This window comes from Congregibacter sp. (assembly GCF_965662665.1).
Classification (GTDB): Bacteria; Pseudomonadota; Gammaproteobacteria; order Pseudomonadales; family Halieaceae; genus Congregibacter.
The window spans coordinates 1-23,591 of the sequence record NZ_CBFIIF010000009.1 but is presented as its reverse complement, the minus strand read 5'-3'; the positions used below and the strand labels follow the sequence as shown (position 1 = coordinate 23,591).

Sequence of the window (23,591 nt, the reverse complement as noted above, 5' to 3'; positions counted from 1 at the left end):
CACTGGCAAGCTGTGGTCTGCGTTGGTTTTGATCGTTATGCTGCAACTCTTTCGGGAGCCTGAGCGTCAGCTGTGATTCGTATTGCCTACAGTGCGCTGTTCATAGTGCTGCAACCCTTTATCGTGTTGCGCATGCTTCTGCGTTCGCGCCGGGCACCTGCCTATCGAGAGCGGCTCGCAGAGCGATTCGGTTTTTTTACAGCGCCGGACGATGTCAGGCCTTGCATCTGGATTCATGCGGTTTCCCTGGGTGAGACCCTTGCTGCAAGGCCTCTTATTGAGCGCGTTTTGGAGCAATATTCTGACCACCGGGTGGTGATTACAACCACTACGCCCACGGGCTCTGCACAGGTTGGGCGCCTGTTTGGGGACCGGGTTTTTCATGTCTATGCGCCTTGGGACACCCCCGGGGCCGTTAAACGGTTTTTGCGGCGAGCTAATCCGCAGTTACTCGTTTTGATGGAGACTGAGTTATGGCCCAACCTCCTGCATTACACCCGTCGATCGGGATGCAAGGCACTCTTGGCGAACGCCCGTTTGTCTGCGAAGTCCGCTGCAGGCTATGCACGAGTACCGCGGACCACCCGAGCGATGCTCGAAGCATTGGATTGGGTCGGTGTGCAAAGCGCTGCGGACGCTGATCGCTTTGTGCAGTTAGGCTTAGATCCCGGGCGTTTGCAGGTCACCGGCAGTATCAAGTTTGATGTTCAGCTTGATGAGAAGATTCGTGCGCGGGTACAGGGCTTGCGAGAACAGTGGGCGGTGTCAGAGCGCCCGGTGATTATCTTTGCCAGTACGCACGAGGGTGAAGAGCAGTTAGCCCTGTCGGCATTCGCTAATCTTCGCGGACAGTATCCCAATGCCTTGTTAATGCTTGCGCCCCGACATCCCGAGCGCTTTGAAACAGTCTATGAGCTTTGCTTGGGCACAGGGCTGCGGATAGCACGTAGATCCCGCGCAGATGCGGTTGATACAAATACTGACCTTTTGTTACTCGACTCTTTGGGCGAACTGTCCCAGCTTTTTGGCGTTGCAGATGTTGCGGTGATCGGTGGCAGTTTTATCGAAAGAGGCGGCCATAACCCTTTGGAGGCGGCCGCATGGGGCATACCGGTGCTGTGCGGGGCGTCGATGTTCAATTTTGAGGACATCACTGCTCGCCTCACGGAGGCCGGTGGACTTTGTCGTTGTGCAAACGAGGCGGAGCTCATCGCCCAGTTAGAGCTGCTGGTTTCACAGGAGAACGAAAAACGCCGCCGGGGTGCGGCGGCGCTTGCTGTCATGGAGAGTAACCGGGGCGCTCTGAACGCCCTGTTTAGCGGTTTCCAGGGTTTACTTGGGGGTCATTCCTGAGCTGGTAGGTGCGGCCGCAGCCTCAAGATAGCTATCCAGAGTGATCACGTCTTCCGGACTCAGAAGGCCAGCCTGCTCCTTAAGGAGCAGTGTATTGACGATGTAGTCATAGCGGCTGTTGGCGTAATCACGAAGCGCGCCAAAAAGGGTGTTTTGTGCGTTGAGTACATCGACAATGTTTCGAGTCCCCACCTCATAACCCGCCTGCGTGGCATCCAGAGCGCTTCTGGAAGACAGAATACTTTGCTTTCGTGCGGCAACCCTGGCCACGTCATTGACCACGGTCATGTGCAGTGAGCGGGCATCCGTGACCGTCTGGCGAGTGAGATTGATTCGCTCCTCTCGAGCCTGGTTGAACAACTGAGCCGCGCGTCTGCGCTCGGCACTGATTGCTCCGCCGGTATACAGCGGCATAGATAGTTCTACGCCCCACACGGTCTGGTCACGCTCGGAATTGGGCGGAAAGTTAAAAATGCCCGCAGGGTCCTGAAAACGCGTACCGTCGGTTTCTGACTCCAGATACTGTGCCGTGCCGCTAATGGTTGGGGCGTGGGCGAGTCGCCGCGCCTTAGCATTTTGCCGGGCAGCTTCCTCTGCATACTGCGACGCTTTCAAATTAAAGTTGTTTGCCAGGGCAAACTCTACCCAGGCGCTGCGGTCCGCAGGCTCAGGTTTGTTTACGTCAAAGGACTCGACCAGCACATCGAGTGTGTCGTGTCGCTTGCCGGTGAGGACGCTGAGATTTTCCAGAGCAACGGCAACGGAGTTTTCATCCGAGATTCTATCGACCTGAGACAGGTCATAGGCAGCCTGGGACTCATAGACATCCGTGATGGCGATGAGGCCCACTTCAAAGCGCTGTTGGTTTTGCTCAAGTTGTCGACCAAAGGCTTCTTCTCTGGCTACCGAGGCGCGGAGGTTGTCCTGCGCTCGTAACACCGCCAGGTAAGCCTGAACAACGCGAACAATGAGATTTTGCTGGTTTGCAGCGAAAGTTGCTTCAACCTGCTTTGACAACTCCTTGCCACGCTGGAAAGAGAACCAGGCCGGAAGATTGAAAATCGCCTGCTGGAGCGACACCTGATAGGTGTCCGTATCTACGTCTGTGTTGTCAAAGGTATTGCCAATAACGGGACTTCCGTTGGGATCAAAGCCAATAATGCCGGGGCTGGTGGTGTCGGTGTCCGAATTTTGCGTACCCGCGGTAGCGGTCACTTGGGGCAGGAGTACAGAAAACGCTGCGTTTTCATCCTCAAGACCGGCAAGGTACTGGGCCTGCTGGGCTTTGAGGGTCGCGTCGTTTTCCAGCGCCAGTTCGTAGATATCACGCAAGGACTCAGCGCTGGCAGGAGTACCAGTGACTGCGGTCGCAAATAGCGTCATAGAGGCGAGGAAGACCTTGCCGGGGATATGCATAATAAAATCCTTGGGTGTGCGGAATAATGCCGCGCAAATATTACCAGTTATGTCGACTGCTTCGCAGTGCTGAATTGTCACCAAAGCTGCGCTAGTCTGGGTAGCAATCTTAGGTGATACACTCGATTTAAGACTAGCGGCTCCCATGCGGCCTATCGTGTTTTAGGCGCAACTGATCGATTTTAGTGATCGTTAGCTGTCTCTTTGACAACAAGTACGTGCAAACCGCCGGCATTGGTTCAGGGCACCGCCCCAAATTAATACCGAATTTGCCGAGAGGTCGGAGAAGTTTGAGAGGTCGCTTGGTTCGGCCACATGGCATTGATGGGCGGCGCTTGGGTCCATGCGATTAGGGAATTGGTACGAGTAGTGATTAAAGGCTCTTACAAAGTGGATTTGCGCGCGTTGCATGCCCTCTGCGAAGCTAACTATGCACGGCTTTTACGCCTGTTTTCTGATTATGAGAGCTGTAACAGCAAACGCTTCTCTGTGGATGGTGTACAGGTCCATATCGAAGTACTGGAACGCAGCCGCTACACCACACTTTTTTGTTTGAAGAGTTATCGCAGTGCTGGTAGTGAAAGAGAACAAGGTGCAGCGCCGGGTTGGCTGACGCCTCTGGTCATGGAGGCTCGGGCATACCATGACGCGGGCATGATCGAAGTCGTGCGTTTTCAAACCGCGGGTAAAACTCAGGGACGCTACGCTTATCCCAATCCGTCTATGCATCAGCAGGACGAGAAAAATCAGCAAAACCGCTTTCTCACGGAATGGTTATCGCACTGTCTCCATCATGGTCAGGCAGACATCGAGGGCCTCTTGAAACCTGGGGCCGAGCACGCCTAAGGGCGGTCTAGTCATGAGTGACCTCAAGGACAGTGTTGTCGAACTGAGTGTGCAGAGCGAGACCATCCGCTTGGTGCAACTCACCGATACCCATCTCAAAGCCTTTAGCGGGGGAAAGTTGCTCGGTCTGGATACAGACTACTCATTACAAGCCATTGTCGATCTGGTTAACAGAGAGTATCCGAGCCCCGATTTTGTGCTTGGCACAGGGGATCTTGCCGATTCTGGTGCCGGAGACGCCTACCGCAGACTTATCGGCTATTTTGATCAGGTTTCCACGGAGCACTTTTGGCTGCCCGGAAACCACGATCTTCGCGACATCATGCTCGATGTTGGTGGTGCTCGGCGCCTCTCCGGCGAAATTCGTGTGGGCGCCTGGCAAATCGTTATGCTCGACTCCCAATTGCCCGGAGAAGTGGGCGGCCACCTGGGGCGCCCGGAGTTACAGCGTCTGGAAGAATGTTTACAAGCCAGCGCAGTGGCGGGTTTGCATACACTGATATGTTTGCATCATCAGCCTGTGCCTGTGGGTTGCGACTGGCTGGACGAGCAGAAGGTTTCCGATGCGGATTCGTTCTTTGAGATCTTAGGGCGTTATTCCCATGTGAAGGCGGTACTTTGGGGGCACGTGCATCAAGAGCTTGATCAACAGTGTGATGGTCTTCGGTTGCTGTGTACCCCGTCTACCTGCGTGCAGTTTCTTCCTCAGCAGGTGGATTTTGCGGTTGATGGCCGCGCGCCGGGCTATCGCTGGATGGAACTGGACCCCGACGGTTCAATTCGTACCTCTGTCTCCCGCGCAGAGTCACAAATCTTTCCCGTCGACAAAGAGACCTCCGGCTACTTGTGAGCCGTGATGGCAGCCTTGGCATCCCAAGGCTAAACCGCATAATCTGTCTCTAAGTTCTCTCTAATTGGTGTTTCGCCATGTCCGCGGTCCATCGCAATCTCCCATGTGCCCTCATGGGCTTTTTTGTCATCGGTGGTTTATTGATCGCCCAGGCGGCGAGGGCAGAAGACGCTCCAATCGAAATACGAGTAACCGTTCTCGTAAACTTTGAAGTCGGCCAGGATACGGGCGATGCCCCGGGCGAATTTCAGGCTTGGCGTGAACGCGGGCTCGACGATCAGCCTTTGGACGACTGCTTTGATCTGCCCTACAGCACCCACGCGGCCTGCGTGGATCGCGACCGAGGCTTGCTGGTTACCTTTACGGGCCTGACTCAGGATCGGGCCGCGGCCAGTGTGATGGCTCTGGGCCTGGATGAGCGCTTCGACTTTTCCAACAGTTATTGGATTATTGGCGGCATTGCTGGCATCGACCCGGCAGATGGCACCCTGGGTTCTGCGGTGTGGGGTAACTACGTCGTCAACGGTGACTGGGCTCACGAGATCGACGCGCGGGAGATGCCAAAGGATTGGAAGACTGGCTACTTTCCCTTCATGACAGGCGAGCCTTATCCACAACCGCGGGCCGATGACACCGGCAAGGTCTTTGCGTTGAATCAGGATCTTGCTGGCTGGGCATTCAAGGAGAGCGCAGGGGTTGAGCTCTTTGATAACGCAGCTGCGCAGGCCTTGCGAGCAGAGTACAAAGGCTTCCCAAGCGCCTTAGGCCCACCAAAAATCATGCGCGGCGACAACCTTTCTGCCAGCACGTTTTGGCACGGAAAGTACCTAAATGAATGGGCCAACGACTGGGTCAGCTATTGGACCGAAGGTGATGGCGAGTTTGTTACCACGGCTGTAGAAGACAGCGGGATTCTTGAAGCCCTCCGCTTCCTGGATGGTGGTGGCCGTGTGGATTTCGACCGAATCATGCTTTTGCGTACCGCGAGTAACTTCTCCATGCAGCCTCCCGGCATGACTGCAGTTGATAGCCTGACCCGGGAGACTGAAGGCTTCGGGGGTATGCTCCCTGCCGTTGAGAATCTCTGGCGGGTAGGTAGCAACGTCGCTCGTGTCCTTATCGAGAACTGGGAGCAAAGCCGCTCTGCGCCGCCGGGAAGCTAGGACAACGGGCCAGTTTTGTTGCATCAAATTGCCCCTCTCCAGGCCTATTGCTCGGTGTTTTGTGATCCTCCCGTGTACAATGCCGCGATCTATCTAATCAGGCGATTTCTACCGCAGTGAGCGATTATTCTTCTGAATCTATTGAGGTCCTAACGGGCCTTGAACCGGTGCGTAAACGCCCCGGAATGTACACCGACACCACGCGCCCCAATCACCTTGCCCAGGAGATTATCGATAACAGTGTCGATGAGGCTTTAGCGGGCTTTGCGCGGCAGATCGATGTGATCCTCCACACGGATGGCTCCCTGTCGGCCAGCGACGATGGTCGAGGCATGCCGGTGGACATGCATCCGGAGCAAAAGAAGCCGGGTGTTGAAGTAATCCTCAGCACCTTGCACGCCGGCGGTAAGTTCTCCAGCAAGAATTACCAGTTCAGCGGCGGACTCCATGGCGTTGGCGTGTCCGTGGTCAACGCGTTGTCAAAACAGCTCACGGTAACCATTCGCCGAGATGCACAAGTCCATGAGATGAGCTTTGCCGGCGGTGAGAAAACCTCAGAACTCAAAGTGATAGACAGCTGCGGCAAGCGCAACACGGGTACCACCGTGCGCTTTACGCCGGATCCCCAGTATTTCGACTCCATTAACTTTTCGGTGCCCAGACTCAAACATGTACTGCGAGCTAAGGCCGTATTGTGCCCGGGTCTGCGGGTGACCTTCCTGGATGAGAAGAAGAGCGAGAAAGAGGAGTGGTTCTACGAAGACGGTCTGACGGACTATTTGCTGTCCGCAACCGACGGTTTTCCGACCTTGCCTGCTGAGCCCTTCACTGGCAGTTTCAGTGGCAGTACCGAGGCCGTAGATTGGGCTGTGCAGTGGCTGCCCGAAGGCGGTGAGCTGATTACGGAATCCTACGTGAACCTGATTCCTACGGCACAGGGTGGCACCCACGTAAATGGTCTGCGCACAGGCTTGCTGGATGCCATGCGCGAGTTTTGTGAGCTTCGCTCCCTCTTGCCTCGCGGCGTCAAGCTTGCGCCCGATGATATTTGGGAGCGCTGCAGCTATGTGCTCTCGTCTAAATTAGAAGACCCGCAGTTCTCGGGTCAGACCAAAGAACGATTGAGTTCTCGCGAGGCCGCGGCTTTTGTGTCCGGCGTGGCCAAAGACGCATTTAGCCTCTGGTTGAACCAGCACACCGGTGACGCCGAAGCTCTTGCAGAGCTGTGCATCAACACAGCACAGCGACGTTTGCGCAGTGCTAAAAAGGTGGTGCGCAAGAAGGTCAGCGCGGGGCCTGCTTTACCTGGCAAACTCGCTGATTGTTCTGGTGAAGACATCTCTCGCACCGAGCTTTTTTTGGTCGAGGGTGACTCTGCGGGCGGCAGCGCCAAGCAGGCGAGGGATCGGGAGATTCAGGCGATCCTGCCGCTGCGCGGCAAGATTCTCAACACCTGGGAGGTGGACTCGCAGGAGATCCTTGCCTCTCAGGAGGTTCACAATATTTCCGTCGCTCTGGGTATCGATCCCGCGGATGATGATCTGTCTGGTTTGCGTTACGGCAAGGTTTGCATCCTTGCCGACGCAGACTCCGATGGTTTGCACATCGCAACGTTAATCTGTGCCCTCTTTGTTCGGCACTTCCGCGCTCTTGTTTCTGCGGGCCATGTTTTTGTCGCTATGCCGCCGTTGTATCGCATCGATATTGGTAAAGAAGTTTTTTACGCGCTGGACGAGGCTGAAAAACAAGGCGTCCTTGACCGCATTGAGGCCGAAAAGAAGCGAGGCAAAGTTAATGTGCAGCGATTCAAGGGTCTTGGGGAGATGAACCCCTTGCAGCTGCGTGAGACGACTATGAGTCCGGATACCCGACGTCTGGTTCAACTGCGGCTTGAGGCCGGTGACGAGACGAATGAAATGCTGGACATGTTGCTGGCCAAGAAACGCGCAGGGGATCGAAAGTCCTGGTTAGAGACTAAAGGCGACTTAGCTGAGGTTTTGTAGCTTTCGCGCGCTCCGTGCCCAGCCAGCAACTGGCCTAGAGCAGCCGGGTACTGCCTTCCTGCCCCGAGAGGTGAATGTCCGCGTAATCGCAACTTCCTTCGAGACGCTGGAAAATACTGTTCGCGATAAACCAAACCCGGGTGATGCGCGCCGGAGGTTCGCCCATGTATTTCTGGTAGTCCTCGTAAAGGTTGCGGCGTTCGTCCAGCCACTCTCCCAGACCTTTTTGGCCGCTGCGCACGACAACGTGGTACTCGATTCCCTGCCAGTTCGGTAGTGGGCAGTCATAGCCGTAGCCTTCGGGCAGAGTCGCGGACCAGTAGTAGGTAATGTCTCTACCGTTGTCGAACTCTACGGCTATGCTCAGGTAATCGTGGCTAGGTAGGGTGTCTTCGCGAAGAGTCGACGGTAGATTGTTCACACACCAACGCCAGCTGATTTCGCTTTCTGGTGTTAGCGGCTGATCTACGTCACGCTGAAGAATGCCAACGTCCTCGTGGGTTCGGCAATGTATGCAGGGCGTGCCATCGCCACTGCTGTGGCCGCTGCGGAAAATTTCCGCAGGTCCGACATGCCAAAGATACGTCCAACCCTCTGGCGTTGTAGCGCCCTGCTCAATACGTGACAGCTCATCGCTAAGATTCGCTTCGGTCTTGTCTCCAAGAAGCTTGCGAATACTCTCTTCGGCAGCGCCCCCCCAAACCACAACCAGAATCCGAAAAAGACCGCGGTTAGCTTTATACACATCGGTGTCGGTAGCGAGCTCGCCCTGCGGGTTTTTCCATGTGGATGGAAAATAGTTGCCGAAGTAAACCGGACCGGCGCTCTGTGCTTTAAAGCTGTGGCTGCCGCGGGTGCCCCGGAAAATCTCACCGGAATCGCCTGTTCGGCACCAGACTTGGAGGCTTGGCTGAAACCGGAGATCTAAGGGTTTGTTGGCAAAGACCTGTCCTGCAAGGAAATAGCTGACCTCATCTCCCTCATCAGCAGTGACGCCGCTATCTGTCCAGGGCGGTTGGTCTGCCGGCATATCCAGCCAGGCCATCTGTCTGATCAGTCCAGGCTCTGCCGCTTGCAGCAAGGGGTCAATGGATGAGCGAAAGGCGTCAAGGTCGGGAGCCGGCGATTGTTGGCCTTTGATACGGCGACTGGTGGCTTGCATCAGCAGCCGCGCTGCGACAGAGAGATCGGCTAATAGACCTGTCATTGGAAGCTCCTCGAAGCACTTAGTGTGTATAGAAAGTCATGGCTTGAAAACCAAGGCGATTTGGCAAAAGTACTCTAGAGGCGAATGTGCGCATCTTTCGGTCTTTTACGCGCGAATACAAGCGTAAAGAGAATCCGGTAAAAGTGGATTTGAGTACCTACTTATTGTATTTCTTGTCCCATGAGTCAGATTACATCACTGTATGTGTACAAGGTTGTCGCTCAGGCTAGTTCGGGTGTCGACGTCCGCGATTTGTTTGAGGCTCTGGATCTCGATCCCGCGGGGCCCATTGACCCCGGTCTTAGCTGGAGGACGCTCCGGGTTTCTAGCGTGGCGGATGCTGCAGCATCGCGGTCTAGCGAATCTTGGGAGTAAAGACAGTGAGCACTTACATCGTACTCCTGAGAGGCGTCAACGTGGGGGGCAAAAACCTCCTCCCCATGAAAGCCCTGAAAGCCTTGTTGGAAGGCGCCGGCTACCTCAACGTTCAGACCTATATTCAAAGTGGCAATATCGTTTTAGACGCGCCGGTACATCCGGGTGACGAGCTGGGATCGTTAATCAAGGACAGCTTTGGTTTCGAGCCGGGCATCATGTTGTTCACACAGGACGAATTTGCCGCGGCGGTAGCTGCCAATCCTTTTAGCGGGGCGGGGAACACCATCCATTTCTACTTTTGCACAACACCACCGCATTTAGATACAGCGTTGCTGGAATCACTTCGGGCCTCTTCCGAAAATTATGCGCTTGTGGGCAACGTGTTTTATCTCCATGCGCCGGATGGCATAGGGCGTTCAAAGCTGGTCGCAAAAATAGAATCTTGCCTAGGCGTTTCTGCTACGGGGCGCAACTTGAACACGGTCAGCAAGCTTCAGTTAATGCTGGATGACAAGCCCTAGTGAAAAAAACCGACAAGAAAACGGAACGAGCACTCAGCGCCGCCCTCACTCGTATTTGTGATTCGGCGCTCAAGGCTATTCCCGGCTTTGTATGGATTACCCACTTTGTTAACTACAAGGACTTTCCCAATTCGCTGGTGATCGTGAGTGTATTTGGTACCGATGACGAGTTGCGGGAGGTATGCGGCGCTCAATTGGATCTGCGCTTGTCCGCGTCGATTCAGGAGGAGTTGAAGATGCTGGATGCGCCGATCAACGTGAAAGCCCACCAGATACGCTGTGATACCGAAGAAGCCTGCGAGCGGGACAACAACGGCAACTGGCAGGAACGCTACCGCTACTCGCAGCTGCACTAAGGCTCTCAGTGGCTTAGCTTTGAGAAAGCGCCACTCCCAAGGCGATACCAATGGCGATACCGGCACCGAGGTTGCCTATTCCCGCCCCTATGGCAGCACCGAGAGCGATACCCACGGCAATGCCTGCAACTGGAGAGGGCTTCTTCATGGTCTAATTCCCAAGCCGAGTAAACATCGGTGTTCGCCAAATCCCTGTCGATACGTTATTTTCAGCGGAGCTAATTATCGCGCAAAATCTGAAACAAAGCGCGGGGCTGATATGACAGCTGTATCGAACAGCTAACAAACAGGAGAGATTTAAGTGGGTGATGACCTCAAAGCACGATTCCACGGTTTGAATTTACAGTCCCTGGCGCGATCTGTAGGTGGGGGTTTGCTCGCGATTTCCTTGTTTGCGGCCCTGCCAGCTGTTGCCCAAAGCCTTGATGACGAGGCGGTGAGCTGGCTGCAGGCCTTTCTAAAAATCGACACCATCAACCCTCCCGGTAACGAATACCGCGCCGTGGAGTTCTACAGCAAGATTTTTGATGCCGAGGGTATCTCCTGGAGCTCAGCAGAAAGTGCACCCGGACGCGGCAATATCTGGGCGCGCATCGAAGGCGGCGATGAGCCCGCTTTGATCCTTCTTCAGCACACCGATGTGGTACCCGCTGACCCAAAGTATTGGACCACTGATCCTCTGTCTGGAGAGATTCGTGACGGATACATTTGGGGGCGCGGTGCCATCGATATGAAGGGCACGGGTATTACCCAGCTTGCCACTTTCCTTAGCTTGCATCGCGCAGGCAAACCCTTGAACCGGGATGTAGTGTTTGTGGCTACTGCAGACGAGGAGGCTGGCGGACTGTTTGGCGCGGGGTGGTTGCTCAAGAATCATCCTGAAGTTTTCGACAATGCAGGTCTCCTGTTGAATGAGGGCGGCAGCGGTCGTCTGACCGCAAAAGGAGAAACCATATTTTCTGTAGAGCTGACGCAAAAGGTCCCGGTGTGGCTAAGGCTCACCAGTGTGGACAAACCTGGGCACGGCTCTATGCCTTATCCGACCTCTTCGGTTACGCGTGTCGTTCAAGCATTGGAGTTGGTACGAACCAACCCTTTCCCGGCGCGCATCATTGCTCCGGTAGATGCGATGTTTCGCAGTATTGCGCAAAGCGCGGAGCCCGAATGGGCACCCGCATTTGCAAACATGGCCGAAGCTATTGAGGAGCCTGGTTTCTTAACCCGCCTGCAAAAGTTCTCACCACCCATGCACGCGTTAACCCGTGACACCTGCTCGATCACGCGAATGTCAGCATCCAACAAGATTAACGTTGTGCCGCCTGAGTCTTGGGGCGAGATTGATTGTCGGATTCTCCCTGACAAGCCGGTCGATGAGTTTGTGGAAGAGATGCGCGAGCTGGTCGCGCCCAGCGGTGTAGAAGTCGAAGTGTTGATGGCTTTCTCGCCAGCGATTACCGATACAGGATCCCGCCTTTATAGTGCGATTACAGACATCACGGCTGAAAGGCACCCGGGTTCTCGAGTGATGCCATCGGTGTCAACGGGGTTTACTGATAGCCACTTTACGCGGGACGCCGGCATCGCCAGCTATGGCTTTACGCCCACGATTATTCCGGAGTCCGAAATGGTTCGGATTCACGGGAACGATGAGCGAATCAGTGAAGCAGCGTTTCGCGCCGGGGTCGATGATCACTTAGCGATCATCGAGGCCGTGGTTTACGACTGACGACGACGCCACAGTATCAGTGCGCCGACTGCCATGAGGGGCAGTGAGCCTGGTACGGGAACGGCATTAACTTCCAGCGTAGCCCACTCGGAGGTATTACCTACGGGTACTTGTGGGCCACCTTGACTAAATAGGGAGATCTGCGGCGTTTTCCAAGTGCGATACTGGGCGGAGTTGATGCCGTCGCAGCAGCCCTCGAAACCAAGGAGCGTGAGAGAAAAGTCGCCAGTGTCGGCGAGAACGTAGCTCTTTACGTCAGAGTTGTTCCAGTTCTTGGACCACCAAATATCTTCATTGAAGTAGTCTACAGCTGCGTCTGTTGAGTCCGCAGAGGTAAAACCACCGCGGCCCCAGTCGAGTCCGAACTGAAACTCGGCGCCTCCGGTCAGGCTGCCAGTGATCGTGTATAAAGCACCGTAATTTCTCTTACCGCCGCCACAGGTGCCGCGATAGCTAACATCCTCGAGGGCCTGGAGGTCTTCACTACATACGGCCCCTTCGCTGGATTGGAAAGCATTCAGCGCTGCTGCATAGTTTTCTTCGTTAGACTCGGCCATGTTTCTGGCAGAAAATGAGGTGCTCACCATCTCTACGTTGATCGAATCGATGACGAGTCCTGCACTTGCCAGACCTGAAAAGGTCGCAAGAGTGATACCGGCAACAAACTTTGAGTAGCGCATGATCTAGTATTTCTAACGTGGTTTGGATCGTATTGAGCCTTACAAGCAGTGTTAGCGCAGCCTCGCGGCTGTTTGTATGTGATCGGTGTCACTTTCAAGGCTCCGTTGGCCGACAAACCGTGAGCTGCGTCACATTGCCTTGTGTGTGCAAACGATCTTTGACCTTAGATTCGTTGCAGCTGAGAATGCGCTGGAAACCTTTACTAAGCCTGGAAACCCAATGAGTTCGACGAAGCAGTGGCAGCTCCATCCTACGCTCGCCAGGGACTGCCACCTGCTGGCGAGCCTGCCTTTTACGGAGTTGTTGCTGCATCGCAATGCGGCTCTGCACTGGTTCATTCTCGTGCCCCACACGGATGAGGCGGATTTGCTGGATTTACCGGTGGGCGAACGCGAAGCCTTGCTGGATCTGGCGAGCAGGGTCAGCCACTATCTGAAGGGTACGCTGCACTACCCCCGCGTAAATGTCGGCGCTTTGGGTCTGGTAGTTCCGCAATTACATTTGCACGTAATCGGTCGTCGGGAGAATGATCCCTGTTGGCCGGCGCCGGTGTGGGGAAACCTTGAGGATCAGGGCCACTACTCTGAGATTCAAATTCAGGAGCTCCGCGATGGGGTGGTAGAGCTTCTCCGCAGTGCTTGAAACTTTCTGCCTGCAGCCTGATTATGGCGATCCGAGATTAATAAAAACGAGAACCCACCATGCTCATAGTTGAGTCCTATACCATCGCCGTTGCGATGTGCCTGATTACCATGCTGTGCTGGGGATCCTGGGCGAACACCCAGAAGCTCGCCAGTAACGAATGGCAGTTCCAGCTCTTTTACTGGGATTACTCTCTGGGCGTGTTGCTCCTGACATTGCTCTTCGCGTTTACCATCGGCTCCTCTGGCGAAGAAGGCCGGGCCTTTATGCCCGATATCTCACAGGCAGGGTCCGAAGCGGTTCGCTCCGCATTCATTGGCGGTGTGGTATTCAATCTCGCCAACATTCTTCTGGTGGTGGCGATTGATATTGCGGGTATGGCAGTAGCCTTCCCCGTTGCGATTGGTTTGGCGCTGGTGATCGGCGTGGTGACCAACTACATCGCGGCCCCCGTGGGTGACCCCGTGTATTTGTTTGCCGGTGTAGGTCTGGTCACCGCCGCAATCGTTGTCTGCGCATTGATCTACGCACGCTTGCCCCAGGATGAAGGGCGCTCCGTGGGCAAAGGCCTGGCGATCTCGGTGATCGCGGGTATCGCCATGGGCTTCTTTTATCGTTTTGTTGCGGCCTCTATCTCCATGGATTTTGCAAACCCCGAGGCGGGACTCATGACGCCCTACAGTGCTGGCGTGGTGTTTGCCGTAGGTCTACTCGTATCCAATATCATTTGGCTGATACCGCTGATGTACAAGCCCCTGTCCGGAGAAGTCGCCCCCATCGGCGAATACTTCAGTAAGGGAACGCCTCGCCTGCACCTTGTAGGCATCCTCGGTGGCGCGATTTGGTGTGTTGGCTTTTCCTTCAGCTTTATCGCCTCGGGAGCGGCTGGACCCGCTATTTCCTACGGACTTGGTCAGGGCGCCACCATGGTTGCCGCCTTCTGGGGCGTGTTTATCTGGAAGGAGTTCAAAGACGCGCCCGAAGGTACTTCCATGATGATTACGGCGATGTTCGCACTGTTCTTCGTGGGACTCGGGCTGATCGTTTACTCGAGATAGAACACACAGCATAGTTTTAGACGCAGCGCCGCACCGCATACAGCGCTGAATTCGGGAGACGCAAAAAGCGCCATCCCTGGCAGCTCGGCGGCGTCCATTTATGGACGCCGACGCTCCCTCATTTCAGCACTGTATGCAGTGCGGCGCTTTTACGTAACGATGAAGTGATCTGCTTTAGTAAGCCTCAGCCCCAACCCCTCCGGTAACAATCGCAACCCCTGCACTGCAACCCAAACGGTTAGCCCCTGCGTTCAGCATGGCTACCGCAGTTTCACGGTCGCGAATACCCCCCGATGCTTTTACGCCTATGTCGGGACCGACAACGCTGCGCATTAGCGCAACGTCTTCGATGGTGGCGCCGCCCGTGCTGAATCCAGTGGACGTTTTAACAAATGCAACGCCGAGGTCGCGGCAGATCTCGCAGGCCAGGCGTTTATGTGAATCTGTGAGTAAGCAGGTCTCAAGGATCACTTTAAGGGGAACGTCTGCGCAGCTGGCTAGAATTTCTGCGATCCCCGCCTGCACAGCCTCCCAGTTACCTTCCAGTGCCTCGCCTACGGACATCACCATGTCGATTTCTTGAGCGCCGGCGTCGATAGCGATACGTACTTCAGCCGCCGTGGCGCCGGGTAACGAAGCGCCCAAGGGGAACCCAACGACTGAGCAGGTCTTTACAGAGCTGCCCTCGAGTCGCTCGGCAACTTTTGGTACCCAGAGGCTGTTAACGCAAACGGCGGCAAAGCTATGTTCCAGCGCCTCGTCGCAGATACGATCGACATCGACGGCATGAGCTTCCGGTTTTAGCAAGGTGTGATCAATGGCTGCTGCGATAGTCGCATTGTCATAGTTGTCCATAGAATGGGCCCTGATGCAGTCGAATTTAAGGTCGGTTAGGCTACACTGTCGCGCATCGAATAAGAACGGAAGCACTGCTATGAAAATTGCTGTTATCGGGTCCTGCATGGTCGACCTTATTGCCTATACCGACACGGTTCCCAAGGCGGGAGAGACCCTGGTGGCCAATGAATTCGCCATGGGTTGTGGAGGAAAAGGCGCTAATCAGGCTGTCGCTGCTTCGAAGCTGGGAGCGGACGTTTTGATGATGGGCCGCGTGGGTGATGATGCCTTTGCGGACAAGACCCTCGCCAATTTTCAGGAGTACGGGGTCAGTATTGAGCACGTAACAAAAGTGCCCGGCGTGTCCAGCGGCGTTGCGCCTATATGGGTCGATGCTGACTCTCAGAACCGTATTCTGATTATTCCCGGCGCCAATATGCATCTGTTACCGGCGGATATTGACGCAGCCGCCGATCGATTAAAGCAGTGCAATATGATTATTCTGCAGCTGGAGATACCGTTGAAGACCGTGTATGCGGCCATCGACTTTGGCAATAGCAACGGTATTCCCGTGCTTCTCAATCCTGCGCCTGCGAGTACCGAGCTGGATATCGACTACGCCTGTCGCTGCGATTACTTCGTACCCAACGAAACAGAGCTGGAGATTCTTACGGGCATGCCCGTGGGCGATGACGATGAGATCGCCGCAGCGGCCAGTTCGCTGTTAGCAAAGGGCCTAAAAAATCTCATCGTGACCCTTGGCGATAAAGGCGCACTTTGGATGCACGGTGATGAGCGCACGCATATCACTGCGCCGACCGTCAGTGCGGTGGATACCACGGGTGCTGGTGACGGATTTATTGGCTGTTTTGCAGCCCAGCTCGCGGCGGGTGCCGAGGTAGAAGTCGCTCTAGGTCGCGCGGTGAGCTATGCCTCCCACAGCGTCACCGGTAAAGGAACGCAGACCTCCTATGCCACTGCAGAAGAGTTCGCTCAGTGGCAAGCTTCGAACGCATAGTAAGGCGGACCTGTGAATGCCCGTGGAAGCTGCTAGCCTTGGGTAAAGTACGAATGTTGAATCATTGCTGAGTCGGCTGTAGAAGCGGCCACTCAACTCGTTAGAAATTATGAGAGAGAGCTGGATGAACGTCTTGTTAAAAAATTTCGCCGCACTTGGCGGCGCGATCTTCCTCGCTGCGACGAGCACCGCGGCGCTCGCAAGCTGGGAGCTCGATGGCGAGCGATCTGCTGTGCAGTTTATGTCGGTCAAAAACGCCAGTGTGGCAGAGCTACATCATTTTCGGGCGATCACCGGGGGGATTAGCGATACTGGCGCAGCACAAGTCGCTTTGGATCTAGACAGTGTTGAGACGCTAGTGCCCATTCGCAATCAGCGAATGCGTGAATTGCTGTTTGAGACCGTGCGTTTTCCTGCGGCGCTTCTGAATGCTGAAGTACCCCAATCACTCACCGAGCTGCCTATAGGTCAAAGCCGCGATACTGCCATAGAGGTAGAGGTCGATCTTCATGGAGTAAAGCAGGCTTACATCGCCGAGGTGTTAGTTACGCGACTCAGTGATGGCGGTCTGCAGGTGGTTATCAGTGAGCCAATCGTCGTGAAAGCTGCCGACTTTGGCCTCGACGGCGGGATCGAGATACTCCGCGAGGTCGCCGGTCTAAAGAGCATCAGCACTGCTGTACCCGTTTCCGGCCAGTTGGTATTCGTCCCAGAGAGCGACTAAGCCGCTTTGATCAGTTTGTGAGTCCGAGGCTCGCTGCCAGCTGTTGATAGTTGGGGTTTCGGGGAGCCAGTATCAGGAGTTTTTTGGCGTAGCGCTTGGCGATATCGGCGTTACCGTTTTCCGCACTGTAGTTAACAAGGGCAAGGAGCACCTCCTCGTCTGCAGGCAACGCGCTGTGGAGTTGCCTGAGGGTTTGCAGCGCCCCGGTCATATCGCCAAAGTCATGCTGGGCGACGCCATAAACAAAGCGGTGCCGTGAACCGACAGTCTCCAGGGCCGCGGCCTTAGCTAACCAAGTGAGGGCAATGTCTCGATTGCCTGCCCGAGCTTCCAGGAGACCCAAAGCGTGCATGGCATCGCCACTTTGAGCGTTCACACCGAGCGCCGTCACAAGCTGCGCCTTAGCTTCGTCTTCACGACCCTGACCGCGGAGCAGGTCTGCCAGGTTCAGATAAGCTGATATGAGCTGCGGGTTGAGCGCCAGCGCCTCCCTATAGGCGGATTCAGCCGCCGGAAAGTCGCCGCGTGTGACATTGAAGATTCCCAGCTGCATATTGATCGCTGGCATATCGCGATGTTGCCCTTGCACTGCTTTGTACTCATCGAAGAGCGCCAGCAGGGCCTTTTGTCGAGGAGGATCCAGTTCGTTGAGAGGGACGGAGGCAAGGCTCATGGCGACTTCCATGCGAACACCGGTAACGGGGTCTTTTATGAGAGGAGCCAGAGCCAGGTAGCGCCGTGCTACCGGCAGCTGCTGCATTGCTCGGACCGCTGATATGCGCAGCAGCGGATCGTCGGATATGAGCAGTCCCTGAGCGACGTCCAACGCGGCCTGGGAGCCGCTGCTTGAGACGCGGTCCAGCGCTGTTGCCCGCCAGATTGCGGCGGCGGTGTCGTCGTTGGCCAGGTCCAATAAGCTGGGAACCGCGCGGCTATCGCCCCTTTGCAGGGCTGCCATCGCTACCGCTGGATGCTTGCTGCTGTTTCCAAAGTCAGTGCCCCAGTCTCGCAGTGCGTCGAGGGCCCACTGTGATGATTGATCGCTGTGGCATTGAGAACAGGCGTTTGGCGTGCCAATCATTACGCTCAGATCAGGACGGGGTATCCGCATGGAATGATCCCGCCGCGCGTCCACGCCCATGTAGGTTTGCGCAGGCATATGACAGTTAACACACTGGGCGCCGGCGGATGATGCGGGATGATTGTGATGTTGCGTCGAGTCGTACACTTCGGCTTTGTGGCATTGGGCACAGACACCATTGCCCTGGGCTCGCAGTTTATTGGAATGCGGTTCGTGACAGTTGGAACACACGACACCCGCCTGAGACATCTTGCTCTGCATGAAAGAGCCATAAGCGTACACTTCATCCAGAATCTGACCATCGTGGTGATATAGCGGCTCACCCAACAGTGAGAGCCGATGCGTATCGGCTAGCGGTTTACCGTGCTCATAGTCGCCTAAAGTACCGCGCCGCGCGTGGCAGCGCGCACAGCTGTCCACCTGTTGCTGATTATTAAGAGCAGTTTTGCGACGGGCAATAGATTCCCCCTCCGGAAAGTACCACTGCCCCCGCGCGCTTAAGTCGGTTTGCAGTCCCGAAGCTGAGTTTGCGCCGAGTCTGCCTGACTGTGCGAGCGATACATGCTTGCTCCCGGGTCCGTGGCAAGCCTCGCAGCCCACATCCTCTTCATAAAACTTTGTGGCGAATGTACGTGTGCTGGCGTCATAGTTTTTTTGCACATCTGTACTGTGGCACTCGGCGCAGCGGGTGTTCCAGTTCAGATAGGGACCGGTCCAGTGCAGCGGATCATCAGAGAGAATCTCTTCATCGGGGTACAGGTGATACCAGCGCTGACCGCCCTGTGCAGCGTCCCGAGTGTCCCAGGCAATGGCCAGTGCCTGAAGACGGCCGTCTTCCATAGGCAAGAGATATTGCTGGAGCGGGTCTACACCGAATACCCAGGCGACCTTGTACTCGGTAACGCGACCATCGGGTCCATCCGTGCGCACAAAGTAGTTGCCGTCGCGGGTGAGAAACTGCGTTTGTGCACCAAAATAGTCAAAGGAAGCATTGTCAAAATCCCCCAACACCGTGGCGCTGGTGGGTCTTTGCATCGCCAAGTCATGATGGGAGTTCTGCCATTGGGCATGCGCGCTCTGATGGCAACTGGCGCAGGTCTCAGTGCCCACAAAGCCTTTATGAGGTTCTTCGTCGGCCGCGCTGGCGTCGACACCGATAAGAAGAGCGCCGAATAGCAGCAAGCTAGCGAGGCCTGAGGCAACGCTATTTTTCGACCCAGGGGAGCGGAAATTTTTCATTTGCGCATGGTAACGCAATCTTGGGCTCCCTCTGGTGGGATATAGACAGGGAGTCGCAGGGGTTCGTAGACTCTCTCCTTGTTTTTTGTCGGGAATCAATTCGTGAAACTTGGAATTCTAAAAACAGATGCCGTGCGCGAAGAGTGGGTGGGCAGTTTTGGTGAATACCCGGACATGTTTATGTCGCTGCTGGGTACAAGAGATCCGAGCATGGAGTTTGTGGTGTATGACGTCCGTTTGGGCGAATACCCCACTGACATTGATGAAGTAGATGGCTATTTAATTACCGGTAGCCGTCACAGCGTTTATGACGAACTTCCCTGGATAGCACCGCTGATGAGCTTTGTTCAGGAGTTGGATGCTCGGCGCAAAAAGCTGGTAGGTATTTGTTTTGGTCATCAGCTCATCGCGCATGCGCTGGGTGGCCGCACCGAAAAGGCGAGCGTGGGCTGGGGCGTTGGCATACATCACCATCGCTTCTCCGAACGCCCGGCATGGTTCGATGATGGAGATTTGGAGTTTCCGATACTGGTGACGCATCAGGATCAGGTAACTGTGAATGCGACGGGAGCCAAAGTGCTCGCAAGCAGTGATTTTTGTCCCAATGCCGTGTGTCAGATCGGAGAGCATATTTTGACTTTGCAAGGGCATCCCGAATTCGTGAATGAATACTCACGGGCAATTATGGAGTTTCGGCGCGAGATCATCACCGAGCCCGTTTACCAGTCAGGTATCGCGTCCCTCTCAGAGGAAGCGGCAACGGACCGCATGGCAATGTGGATACTGGAATTTCTCAAAAACTAGGGCCCTGGATCAACTCGCTGGGTCACTAGTTGATTTAGAAAGCGTCCGGGTTGCGAACTTTGGCCTGCATGGCGTCGAGGTACTCATCTAATTCGGCATCGTTAGAAAACACTTCCATATCAGGAAGTGCTTGCAGAATCTCGAAGACTTTTTCGATTTGTGGCTGACGATTTGCGACAGCGAGACTGCGCCCAGCGCTTTTGAGTTGTTTCGCAGCTTTAAAAATCACCCGTAAACCTGCCGAACTCACATAATCCAGGGCCTGCATGTCGAGGAGAACCATTTTCCAATCCTCGGCAATGGCGCCGGCGAGGATGCTTTCAAAGCCCGGGGCGGTGTCCGTATTGAGACCGCCAATCATGCTCACTCGCAACAACGACTTGGCGTGATCTTCGTGGAGCTGGGTGTCGAGGTTCATTATTCAATCTCCGGTGACGGTATTTTGATCGTCCTGCGACGGGGGCGCTATGTCGAGTCGTAAGCGAAGTATATTGCGACCCTCTTCCCGGCGATAGGACTGTCGAGTGGTTAGCTTGGTTATCAAATGTAGTCCCAAACCACCGATGCTCACGTCTTCGGTATTCTCACCAAGCTCTGAACGATTGGCCTCTGTGAGGGGATTGTAGGCTTGACCCGGGTCAACGCACTCTAGCTCTACGCGATCTATGAAGCGCTCGAGACCCAGGCTCAGCGTGGCATTGTCTTCTGTTTGTGCATGGTCGCGAACATTACAAATGAGCTCCTCAAGGACAAGCTGCATATCGAAGAGTGCTCCGCTGGGGAGACCCTGGGCCTGCCATTGCTCTTCGAGCCAGCGAGCCGCTTGTCCCGGCAGGCTCTGATCAATTGTCAGACTGCTGTGCTCAGCCTGCAGGGCTGCGCGACGCTGACCGGGTACCTCAAGAAGCATCAGCGACATATCGTCAAATTGAGGTGCTCCATCGGTAAACGTATCTACGGCAGCAAAAATCGCGTCCCCTGCCTCGGCCAGTGGCAGATTGTCGGGACGAGCGAGGATTTCGCAAAGTCGGTCTTCTCCCAGCAATTCATCTGCAGTGTTCTGAGCTTCATCAAATCCGTCGGTGTAGATGACCAGGCGATCATCGGACCGCAGTTGAAGCTCGTTAACCGGAAAAGTTAGCCCCTCCTGCAGTCCCAGTGCCGGCCCGCGATCTTGCTCGAGGATCTTTGGCTGGCCTTCGCGAAGAAGCACGGGGGCGCTATGACCTCCGCTAGCGTAGCGCAGCGTGAGAGTGTCCAGATTTAGCACGGCGATAAACAGGGTGAGGAACATGCAGTTATCGTTATCCCTCGTCAGACCCTCATTGAGCTGCAGCAGGGCGAGGTCGGGAGGCACCGTTGCCGGCTGGACTTCCCACTGCTGGATAAGACTGATGGCCCGGGCCATAAACAGCGCCGCAGGCACGCCTTTATCAGACACATCGCCAATACTGATGAGTAACTGTCGACCCGTTTGGTGGAGCGAGTAAAGGTCGCCTCCCACCGCCCGTGCGGGGCGCACCCGAGCCCACAAACTTATCGCCTCATCATCAAGCACCGCTTGGCCACCCTGAGGCAGCATTGCCATCTGAATCTCTCGGGCAGCGCTGAGCTCACCGTCCATTCTGCTGCGCTGCGCTGCTGCGGATTCGAGGTCGCGTATGTAGCTGCCTAAGTCGTGGCGCATGCTGTCAAAGGAGTTGATCAGCTGACTAACTTCGTCGTCTCCAGTGGGTGTGGGAAGCTCTACGTCCAGCTCTCCCCTAGCGATGGATCCACTCGCCCTTGAGAGTGCCAAGAGAGGTGCGGTCAGTCGTCTGGCTACTACGCTAACTACCAGTGCCATGAGCGTTAGCATTCCTGTACCCATGATGAGCATGCGCACTTGGTAGTCGCGTAAGGGCCGGAGAAAGGCATACTCCGAATAGACAAGACCCAGAGACCATTGGTTGTTGCCTGCCCCGGCAAGTAGGAGTTCGCAGGGTTCTTCGCTGTCAGGACAGCGAACCTCAGTCTGTCTGGGACCTGCGCTATCCGCTTGGAGCCAGCTTTCCCAATCCGAAATGTTGTCGCTTTCAAGTATTTGATCGATGGGGCTGCTTATCACCACACCATCCGGGGCACCGACCAGCGTTCCCTGGGCGGTGAGGAGAAATCCAAACCCCCGTTTGTCGATACGTAAATCGTCCAGATAGTCATGCAAATCCCTTAGCCGTAGATCGATGGTGGCAACGCCGATAAATCGTTGCTGACCATCGCAGCCACTGCGGTATAACGGTGCCGAAAATGTCGTAATCTCGGTATTTGCACCGGTGTCTTCATAATAAGGTTCCACCCAGGCGGCGCGGCCCAAATCCCGAATAGCGGCGAACCAGGGTTCCTCCCAATAGGGTGCTGCCGCTTTCGTTAAATCCGTTCTTACCAGACTGCCGCTCTTGCGGTAAATGTAGGGTGCCAAGCCTGCAGGGGACTTCGTGACCGACGGGTCAAGGGCTATGGCGGCAGCGAACACGTTTGGATTCCTGTCGATGACGCTGCGCAGGACGGAATCCATTCGGCTTTCATTGGGAACCTCGTCAATGGCTTCTCCAAGAAAGAGCACAGAGGCTTCGAGCCCGGTGGTTAGTTCCCGAATGCGTAAAACGGCAGCGGCGATAGAGCTGCGCGCGCCCTCCTCAAGATCTGTAACGATCCGTTCCCGGGAGATCCGATAATCTATAAACAGGCCTATAGAGATAATTGCGGCGGCAACCAGAGTTACCGCAACAACCAGTCGCGCTGTGAACGAGCGACTCACAGTCTAAATTTACCAGCTGCCGGTATTGGGCATGGACGCCCAGGGTTCTTGAGGCTCCAGAGACTCGCCGGCTTGTAACAGTTCAATAGAAATACCATCGGGAGAGCGTACAAAGGCCATGTGACCATCTCGAGGAGGACGATTGATGGTGACGCCGCCATCCATAAGCTGCTGGCAGGTCGCGTAGATATCATCCACACGATAGGCAAGGTGCCCGAAGTTACGTCCACCGTCGTATTCTTCCGGGTCCCAATTGTGCGTGATCTCTACCATGGGCACGTTAGTGTCCCCGGACTTTGCCACGTCGCCAGGCGCGGCAAGAAACACCAGGGTAAAGCGACCTTGCTCGCTGTCGTAGCGACTGGTCTCTACAAGACCGAGTTTGTTGCAATAAAAGTCCATTGTTTCGGTAAGGTCTCGGGCGCGAACCATGGTGTGCAAATACTGCATACTGATTATCCGTCAAAAATTGAGCTTCGATACTAGGCAGCTCCCTGCTCCGCGGCAAGCCCGATCTTCTGCCGCAGCCTAGGAGAGCGATTTCTCCCACCGACAGACATGGTATTGGCAGTTTGCTTGTGTAGAATGTGCCGCCCTTTCGCCGGATATTCCTATTTATGTGGTTCAAAAATCTGCGGGCATACCGCATGACCCGTGGTCTTGAGTTCTCTGCCGAGCAGCTCGAAGACAAGCTGTCTGATCGAGGTTTTAAGCCATGCACTCCAGCGCAGCCACTCTCTGTGGGCTGGGTGCCAGCGCTTGGCGAAGGCGCGCAAACACTGGTGCACGCAGCAGATGGGCGTTTTATGCTGTGCCTGCGCAGAGAAGAAAAAATCCTCCCCCCTTCCGTGGTTCGGGATCTGGTGAAAGAGCGTGTAGAAGCTATCGAAG

24 protein-coding genes are annotated in these 23,591 nt (G+C 55.4%); 15 read left to right on the top strand and 9 right to left on the bottom strand.

Annotated elements, in window-relative coordinates; genetic code table 11:
• Window positions 1-72 precede the first annotated feature (72 nt).
• Window positions 73-1,353, top strand: coding sequence for a lipid IV(A) 3-deoxy-D-manno-octulosonic acid transferase (gene waaA, locus ACTG39_RS05640; RefSeq protein WP_439106565.1), 1,281 nt, complete (start codon window positions 73-75; stop codon window positions 1,351-1,353).
• Here waaA and ACTG39_RS05635 read toward each other — a convergent pair.
• Window positions 1,333-2,769 (bottom strand): TolC family outer membrane protein, encoded by a 1,437-nt coding sequence (locus ACTG39_RS05635; protein WP_439106564.1) that lies wholly within the window; start codon window positions 2,767-2,769, stop codon window positions 1,333-1,335. The genes waaA and ACTG39_RS05635 overlap by 21 nt on opposite strands.
• 315 nt (window positions 2,770-3,084) lie before the next feature.
• Between ACTG39_RS05635 and ACTG39_RS05630 the strand changes: the two genes are divergently transcribed.
• From ACTG39_RS05630 to parE, 4 genes are all read left to right on the top strand, one after another.
• A complete protein-coding gene (locus ACTG39_RS05630) occupies window positions 3,085-3,615 on the top strand; it encodes a DUF1249 domain-containing protein (protein WP_439106563.1) in 531 nt (176 codons plus the stop codon).
• 13 nt (window positions 3,616-3,628) lie between these two features.
• Window positions 3,629-4,465, top strand: a complete 837-nt coding sequence (cpdA, locus tag ACTG39_RS05625) for a 3',5'-cyclic-AMP phosphodiesterase (RefSeq protein WP_439106562.1) — start codon at window positions 3,629-3,631, stop codon at window positions 4,463-4,465.
• Window positions 4,466-4,542: 77 nt separating this feature from the next.
• Window positions 4,543-5,628, top strand: coding sequence for a purine nucleoside permease (locus ACTG39_RS05620; RefSeq protein WP_439106561.1), 1,086 nt, complete (start codon window positions 4,543-4,545; stop codon window positions 5,626-5,628).
• Window positions 5,629-5,744: 116 nt separating this feature from the next.
• On the top strand, window positions 5,745-7,631 hold the full coding sequence (gene parE / locus ACTG39_RS05615; RefSeq protein WP_439106560.1) for a DNA topoisomerase IV subunit B: 1,887 nt from the start codon (window positions 5,745-5,747) through the stop codon (window positions 7,629-7,631).
• Window positions 7,632-7,665: 34 nt separating this feature from the next.
• Here parE and ACTG39_RS05610 read toward each other — a convergent pair whose 3' ends face one another.
• Window positions 7,666-8,838 (bottom strand): DUF3047 domain-containing protein, encoded by a 1,173-nt coding sequence (locus ACTG39_RS05610; RefSeq protein ID WP_439106559.1) that lies wholly within the window; start codon window positions 8,836-8,838, stop codon window positions 7,666-7,668.
• Between the two features lie 180 nt (window positions 8,839-9,018).
• On the opposite strand from ACTG39_RS05610, the gene ACTG39_RS05605 reads away from it, so the two are divergent.
• From ACTG39_RS05605 to ACTG39_RS05595, 3 genes are read left to right on the top strand one after another with little or no spacing between them, the layout of a single operon-like run.
• Window positions 9,019-9,213 (top strand): hypothetical protein, encoded by a 195-nt coding sequence (locus ACTG39_RS05605; RefSeq protein ID WP_439106558.1) that lies wholly within the window; start codon window positions 9,019-9,021, stop codon window positions 9,211-9,213.
• Window positions 9,214-9,218: 5 nt separating this feature from the next.
• Window positions 9,219-9,737 (top strand): DUF1697 domain-containing protein, encoded by a 519-nt coding sequence (locus ACTG39_RS05600; protein ID WP_439106557.1) that lies wholly within the window; start codon window positions 9,219-9,221, stop codon window positions 9,735-9,737.
• Entirely contained in the window at window positions 9,737-10,093 is a 357-nt protein-coding gene (locus ACTG39_RS05595) for a hypothetical protein (protein WP_439106556.1), read from the top strand. Before ACTG39_RS05600 ends, ACTG39_RS05595 begins: the two co-directional genes overlap by 1 nt.
• A 13-nt stretch (window positions 10,094-10,106) precedes the next feature.
• On the opposite strand, the gene ACTG39_RS05590 is transcribed toward ACTG39_RS05595, so the two are convergent.
• Complete coding sequence (locus ACTG39_RS05590; protein ID WP_439106555.1) at window positions 10,107-10,241, bottom strand: hypothetical protein; 135 nt, start codon at window positions 10,239-10,241, stop codon at window positions 10,107-10,109.
• A gap of 153 nt (window positions 10,242-10,394) precedes the next feature.
• On the opposite strand from ACTG39_RS05590, the gene ACTG39_RS05585 reads away from it, so the two are divergent.
• Window positions 10,395-11,819, top strand: coding sequence for a M20/M25/M40 family metallo-hydrolase (locus ACTG39_RS05585; RefSeq protein WP_439106554.1), 1,425 nt, complete (start codon window positions 10,395-10,397; stop codon window positions 11,817-11,819).
• On the opposite strand, the gene ACTG39_RS05580 is transcribed toward ACTG39_RS05585, so the two are convergent.
• Entirely contained in the window at window positions 11,810-12,499 is a 690-nt protein-coding gene (locus ACTG39_RS05580) for a PEP-CTERM sorting domain-containing protein (protein WP_439106553.1), read from the bottom strand. The two genes, ACTG39_RS05585 and ACTG39_RS05580, sit on opposite strands and share 10 nt — an antisense overlap.
• A gap of 220 nt (window positions 12,500-12,719) precedes the next feature.
• Here ACTG39_RS05580 and ACTG39_RS05575 point away from each other — a divergent pair, with 220 nt between their 5' ends.
• Both ACTG39_RS05575 and ACTG39_RS05570 read left to right on the top strand, forming a co-directional pair.
• Window positions 12,720-13,142, top strand: coding sequence for an HIT family protein (locus ACTG39_RS05575; protein ID WP_439106552.1), 423 nt, complete (start codon window positions 12,720-12,722; stop codon window positions 13,140-13,142).
• A gap of 59 nt (window positions 13,143-13,201) precedes the next feature.
• Complete coding sequence (locus ACTG39_RS05570) at window positions 13,202-14,200, top strand: multidrug DMT transporter permease (protein WP_439106551.1); 999 nt, start codon at window positions 13,202-13,204, stop codon at window positions 14,198-14,200.
• A gap of 174 nt (window positions 14,201-14,374) precedes the next feature.
• Here the strand turns inward: ACTG39_RS05570 and deoC are convergent, their stop codons facing one another.
• On the bottom strand, window positions 14,375-15,055 hold the full coding sequence (gene deoC / locus ACTG39_RS05565) for a deoxyribose-phosphate aldolase (protein ID WP_439106550.1): 681 nt from the start codon (window positions 15,053-15,055) through the stop codon (window positions 14,375-14,377).
• A 79-nt stretch (window positions 15,056-15,134) separates the two neighbouring features.
• On the opposite strand from deoC, the gene rbsK reads away from it, so the two are divergent.
• Both rbsK and ACTG39_RS05555 read left to right on the top strand, forming a co-directional pair.
• Window positions 15,135-16,055: a ribokinase gene (gene rbsK / locus ACTG39_RS05560; protein WP_439106549.1), complete on the top strand. Its 921-nt coding sequence runs from the start codon at window positions 15,135-15,137 to the stop codon at window positions 16,053-16,055.
• Between the two features lie 124 nt (window positions 16,056-16,179).
• Complete coding sequence (locus ACTG39_RS05555) at window positions 16,180-16,779, top strand: YceI family protein (RefSeq protein ID WP_439106548.1); 600 nt, start codon at window positions 16,180-16,182, stop codon at window positions 16,777-16,779.
• 10 nt (window positions 16,780-16,789) lie between these two features.
• On the opposite strand, the gene ACTG39_RS05550 is transcribed toward ACTG39_RS05555, so the two are convergent.
• The gene (locus ACTG39_RS05550) at window positions 16,790-19,042 is read right to left on the bottom strand and encodes a tetratricopeptide repeat protein (protein ID WP_439106547.1); all 2,253 of its coding nucleotides are present in this window, start codon (window positions 19,040-19,042) and stop codon (window positions 16,790-16,792) included.
• Between the two features lie 159 nt (window positions 19,043-19,201).
• On the opposite strand from ACTG39_RS05550, the gene ACTG39_RS05545 reads away from it, so the two are divergent.
• The gene (locus ACTG39_RS05545; protein WP_439106546.1) at window positions 19,202-19,903 is read left to right on the top strand and encodes a glutamine amidotransferase-related protein; all 702 of its coding nucleotides are present in this window, start codon (window positions 19,202-19,204) and stop codon (window positions 19,901-19,903) included.
• A gap of 34 nt (window positions 19,904-19,937) precedes the next feature.
• Here ACTG39_RS05545 and ACTG39_RS05540 read toward each other — a convergent pair whose 3' ends face one another.
• The 3 genes from ACTG39_RS05540 to ACTG39_RS05530 are packed head-to-tail and all read right to left on the bottom strand — an operon-like array spanning window position 19,938 to window position 23,150.
• Window positions 19,938-20,321, bottom strand: coding sequence for an STAS domain-containing protein (locus tag ACTG39_RS05540; protein WP_439106545.1), 384 nt, complete (start codon window positions 20,319-20,321; stop codon window positions 19,938-19,940).
• A 3-nt stretch (window positions 20,322-20,324) separates the two neighbouring features.
• Window positions 20,325-22,700 (bottom strand): SpoIIE family protein phosphatase, encoded by a 2,376-nt coding sequence (locus ACTG39_RS05535; RefSeq protein WP_439106544.1) that lies wholly within the window; start codon window positions 22,698-22,700, stop codon window positions 20,325-20,327.
• A 9-nt stretch (window positions 22,701-22,709) separates the two neighbouring features.
• Window positions 22,710-23,150: a VOC family protein gene (locus tag ACTG39_RS05530; protein ID WP_439106543.1), complete on the bottom strand. Its 441-nt coding sequence runs from the start codon at window positions 23,148-23,150 to the stop codon at window positions 22,710-22,712.
• 167 nt (window positions 23,151-23,317) lie between these two features.
• Here ACTG39_RS05530 and rdgC point away from each other — a divergent pair.
• On the top strand, window positions 23,318-23,591 hold a 274-nt coding region (gene rdgC / locus ACTG39_RS05525; protein ID WP_439106542.1), incomplete at its 3' end, for a recombination-associated protein RdgC.

What these genes read in the sequence shown, in the direction of transcription:
- ACTG39_RS05635 (WP_439106564.1), bottom strand. Translation starts at nt 2,769, where the DNA reads ATGCATATCCCCGGCAAGGTCTTCCTCGCCTCTATGACGCTATTTGCG.
- ACTG39_RS05630 (WP_439106563.1), top strand. Translation starts at nt 3,085, where the DNA reads ATGGCATTGATGGGCGGCGCTTGGGTCCATGCGATTAGGGAATTGGTA.
- cpdA (WP_439106562.1), top strand. Translation starts at nt 3,629, where the DNA reads ATGAGTGACCTCAAGGACAGTGTTGTCGAACTGAGTGTGCAGAGCGAG.
- ACTG39_RS05620 (WP_439106561.1), top strand. Translation starts at nt 4,543, where the DNA reads ATGTCCGCGGTCCATCGCAATCTCCCATGTGCCCTCATGGGCTTTTTT.
- ACTG39_RS05610 (WP_439106559.1), bottom strand. Translation starts at nt 8,838, where the DNA reads ATGACAGGTCTATTAGCCGATCTCTCTGTCGCAGCGCGGCTGCTGATG.
- ACTG39_RS05605 (WP_439106558.1), top strand. Translation starts at nt 9,019, where the DNA reads ATGAGTCAGATTACATCACTGTATGTGTACAAGGTTGTCGCTCAGGCT.
- ACTG39_RS05590 (WP_439106555.1), bottom strand. Translation starts at nt 10,241, where the DNA reads ATGAAGAAGCCCTCTCCAGTTGCAGGCATTGCCGTGGGTATCGCTCTC.
- ACTG39_RS05580 (WP_439106553.1), bottom strand. Translation starts at nt 12,499, where the DNA reads ATGCGCTACTCAAAGTTTGTTGCCGGTATCACTCTTGCGACCTTTTCA.
- ACTG39_RS05575 (WP_439106552.1), top strand. Translation starts at nt 12,720, where the DNA reads ATGAGTTCGACGAAGCAGTGGCAGCTCCATCCTACGCTCGCCAGGGAC.
- ACTG39_RS05570 (WP_439106551.1), top strand. Translation starts at nt 13,202, where the DNA reads ATGCTCATAGTTGAGTCCTATACCATCGCCGTTGCGATGTGCCTGATT.
- deoC (WP_439106550.1), bottom strand. Translation starts at nt 15,055, where the DNA reads ATGGACAACTATGACAATGCGACTATCGCAGCAGCCATTGATCACACC.
- rbsK (WP_439106549.1), top strand. Translation starts at nt 15,135, where the DNA reads ATGAAAATTGCTGTTATCGGGTCCTGCATGGTCGACCTTATTGCCTAT.
- ACTG39_RS05555 (WP_439106548.1), top strand. Translation starts at nt 16,180, where the DNA reads ATGAACGTCTTGTTAAAAAATTTCGCCGCACTTGGCGGCGCGATCTTC.
- ACTG39_RS05540 (WP_439106545.1), bottom strand. Translation starts at nt 20,321, where the DNA reads ATGAACCTCGACACCCAGCTCCACGAAGATCACGCCAAGTCGTTGTTG.
- ACTG39_RS05530 (WP_439106543.1), bottom strand. Translation starts at nt 23,150, where the DNA reads ATGCAGTATTTGCACACCATGGTTCGCGCCCGAGACCTTACCGAAACA.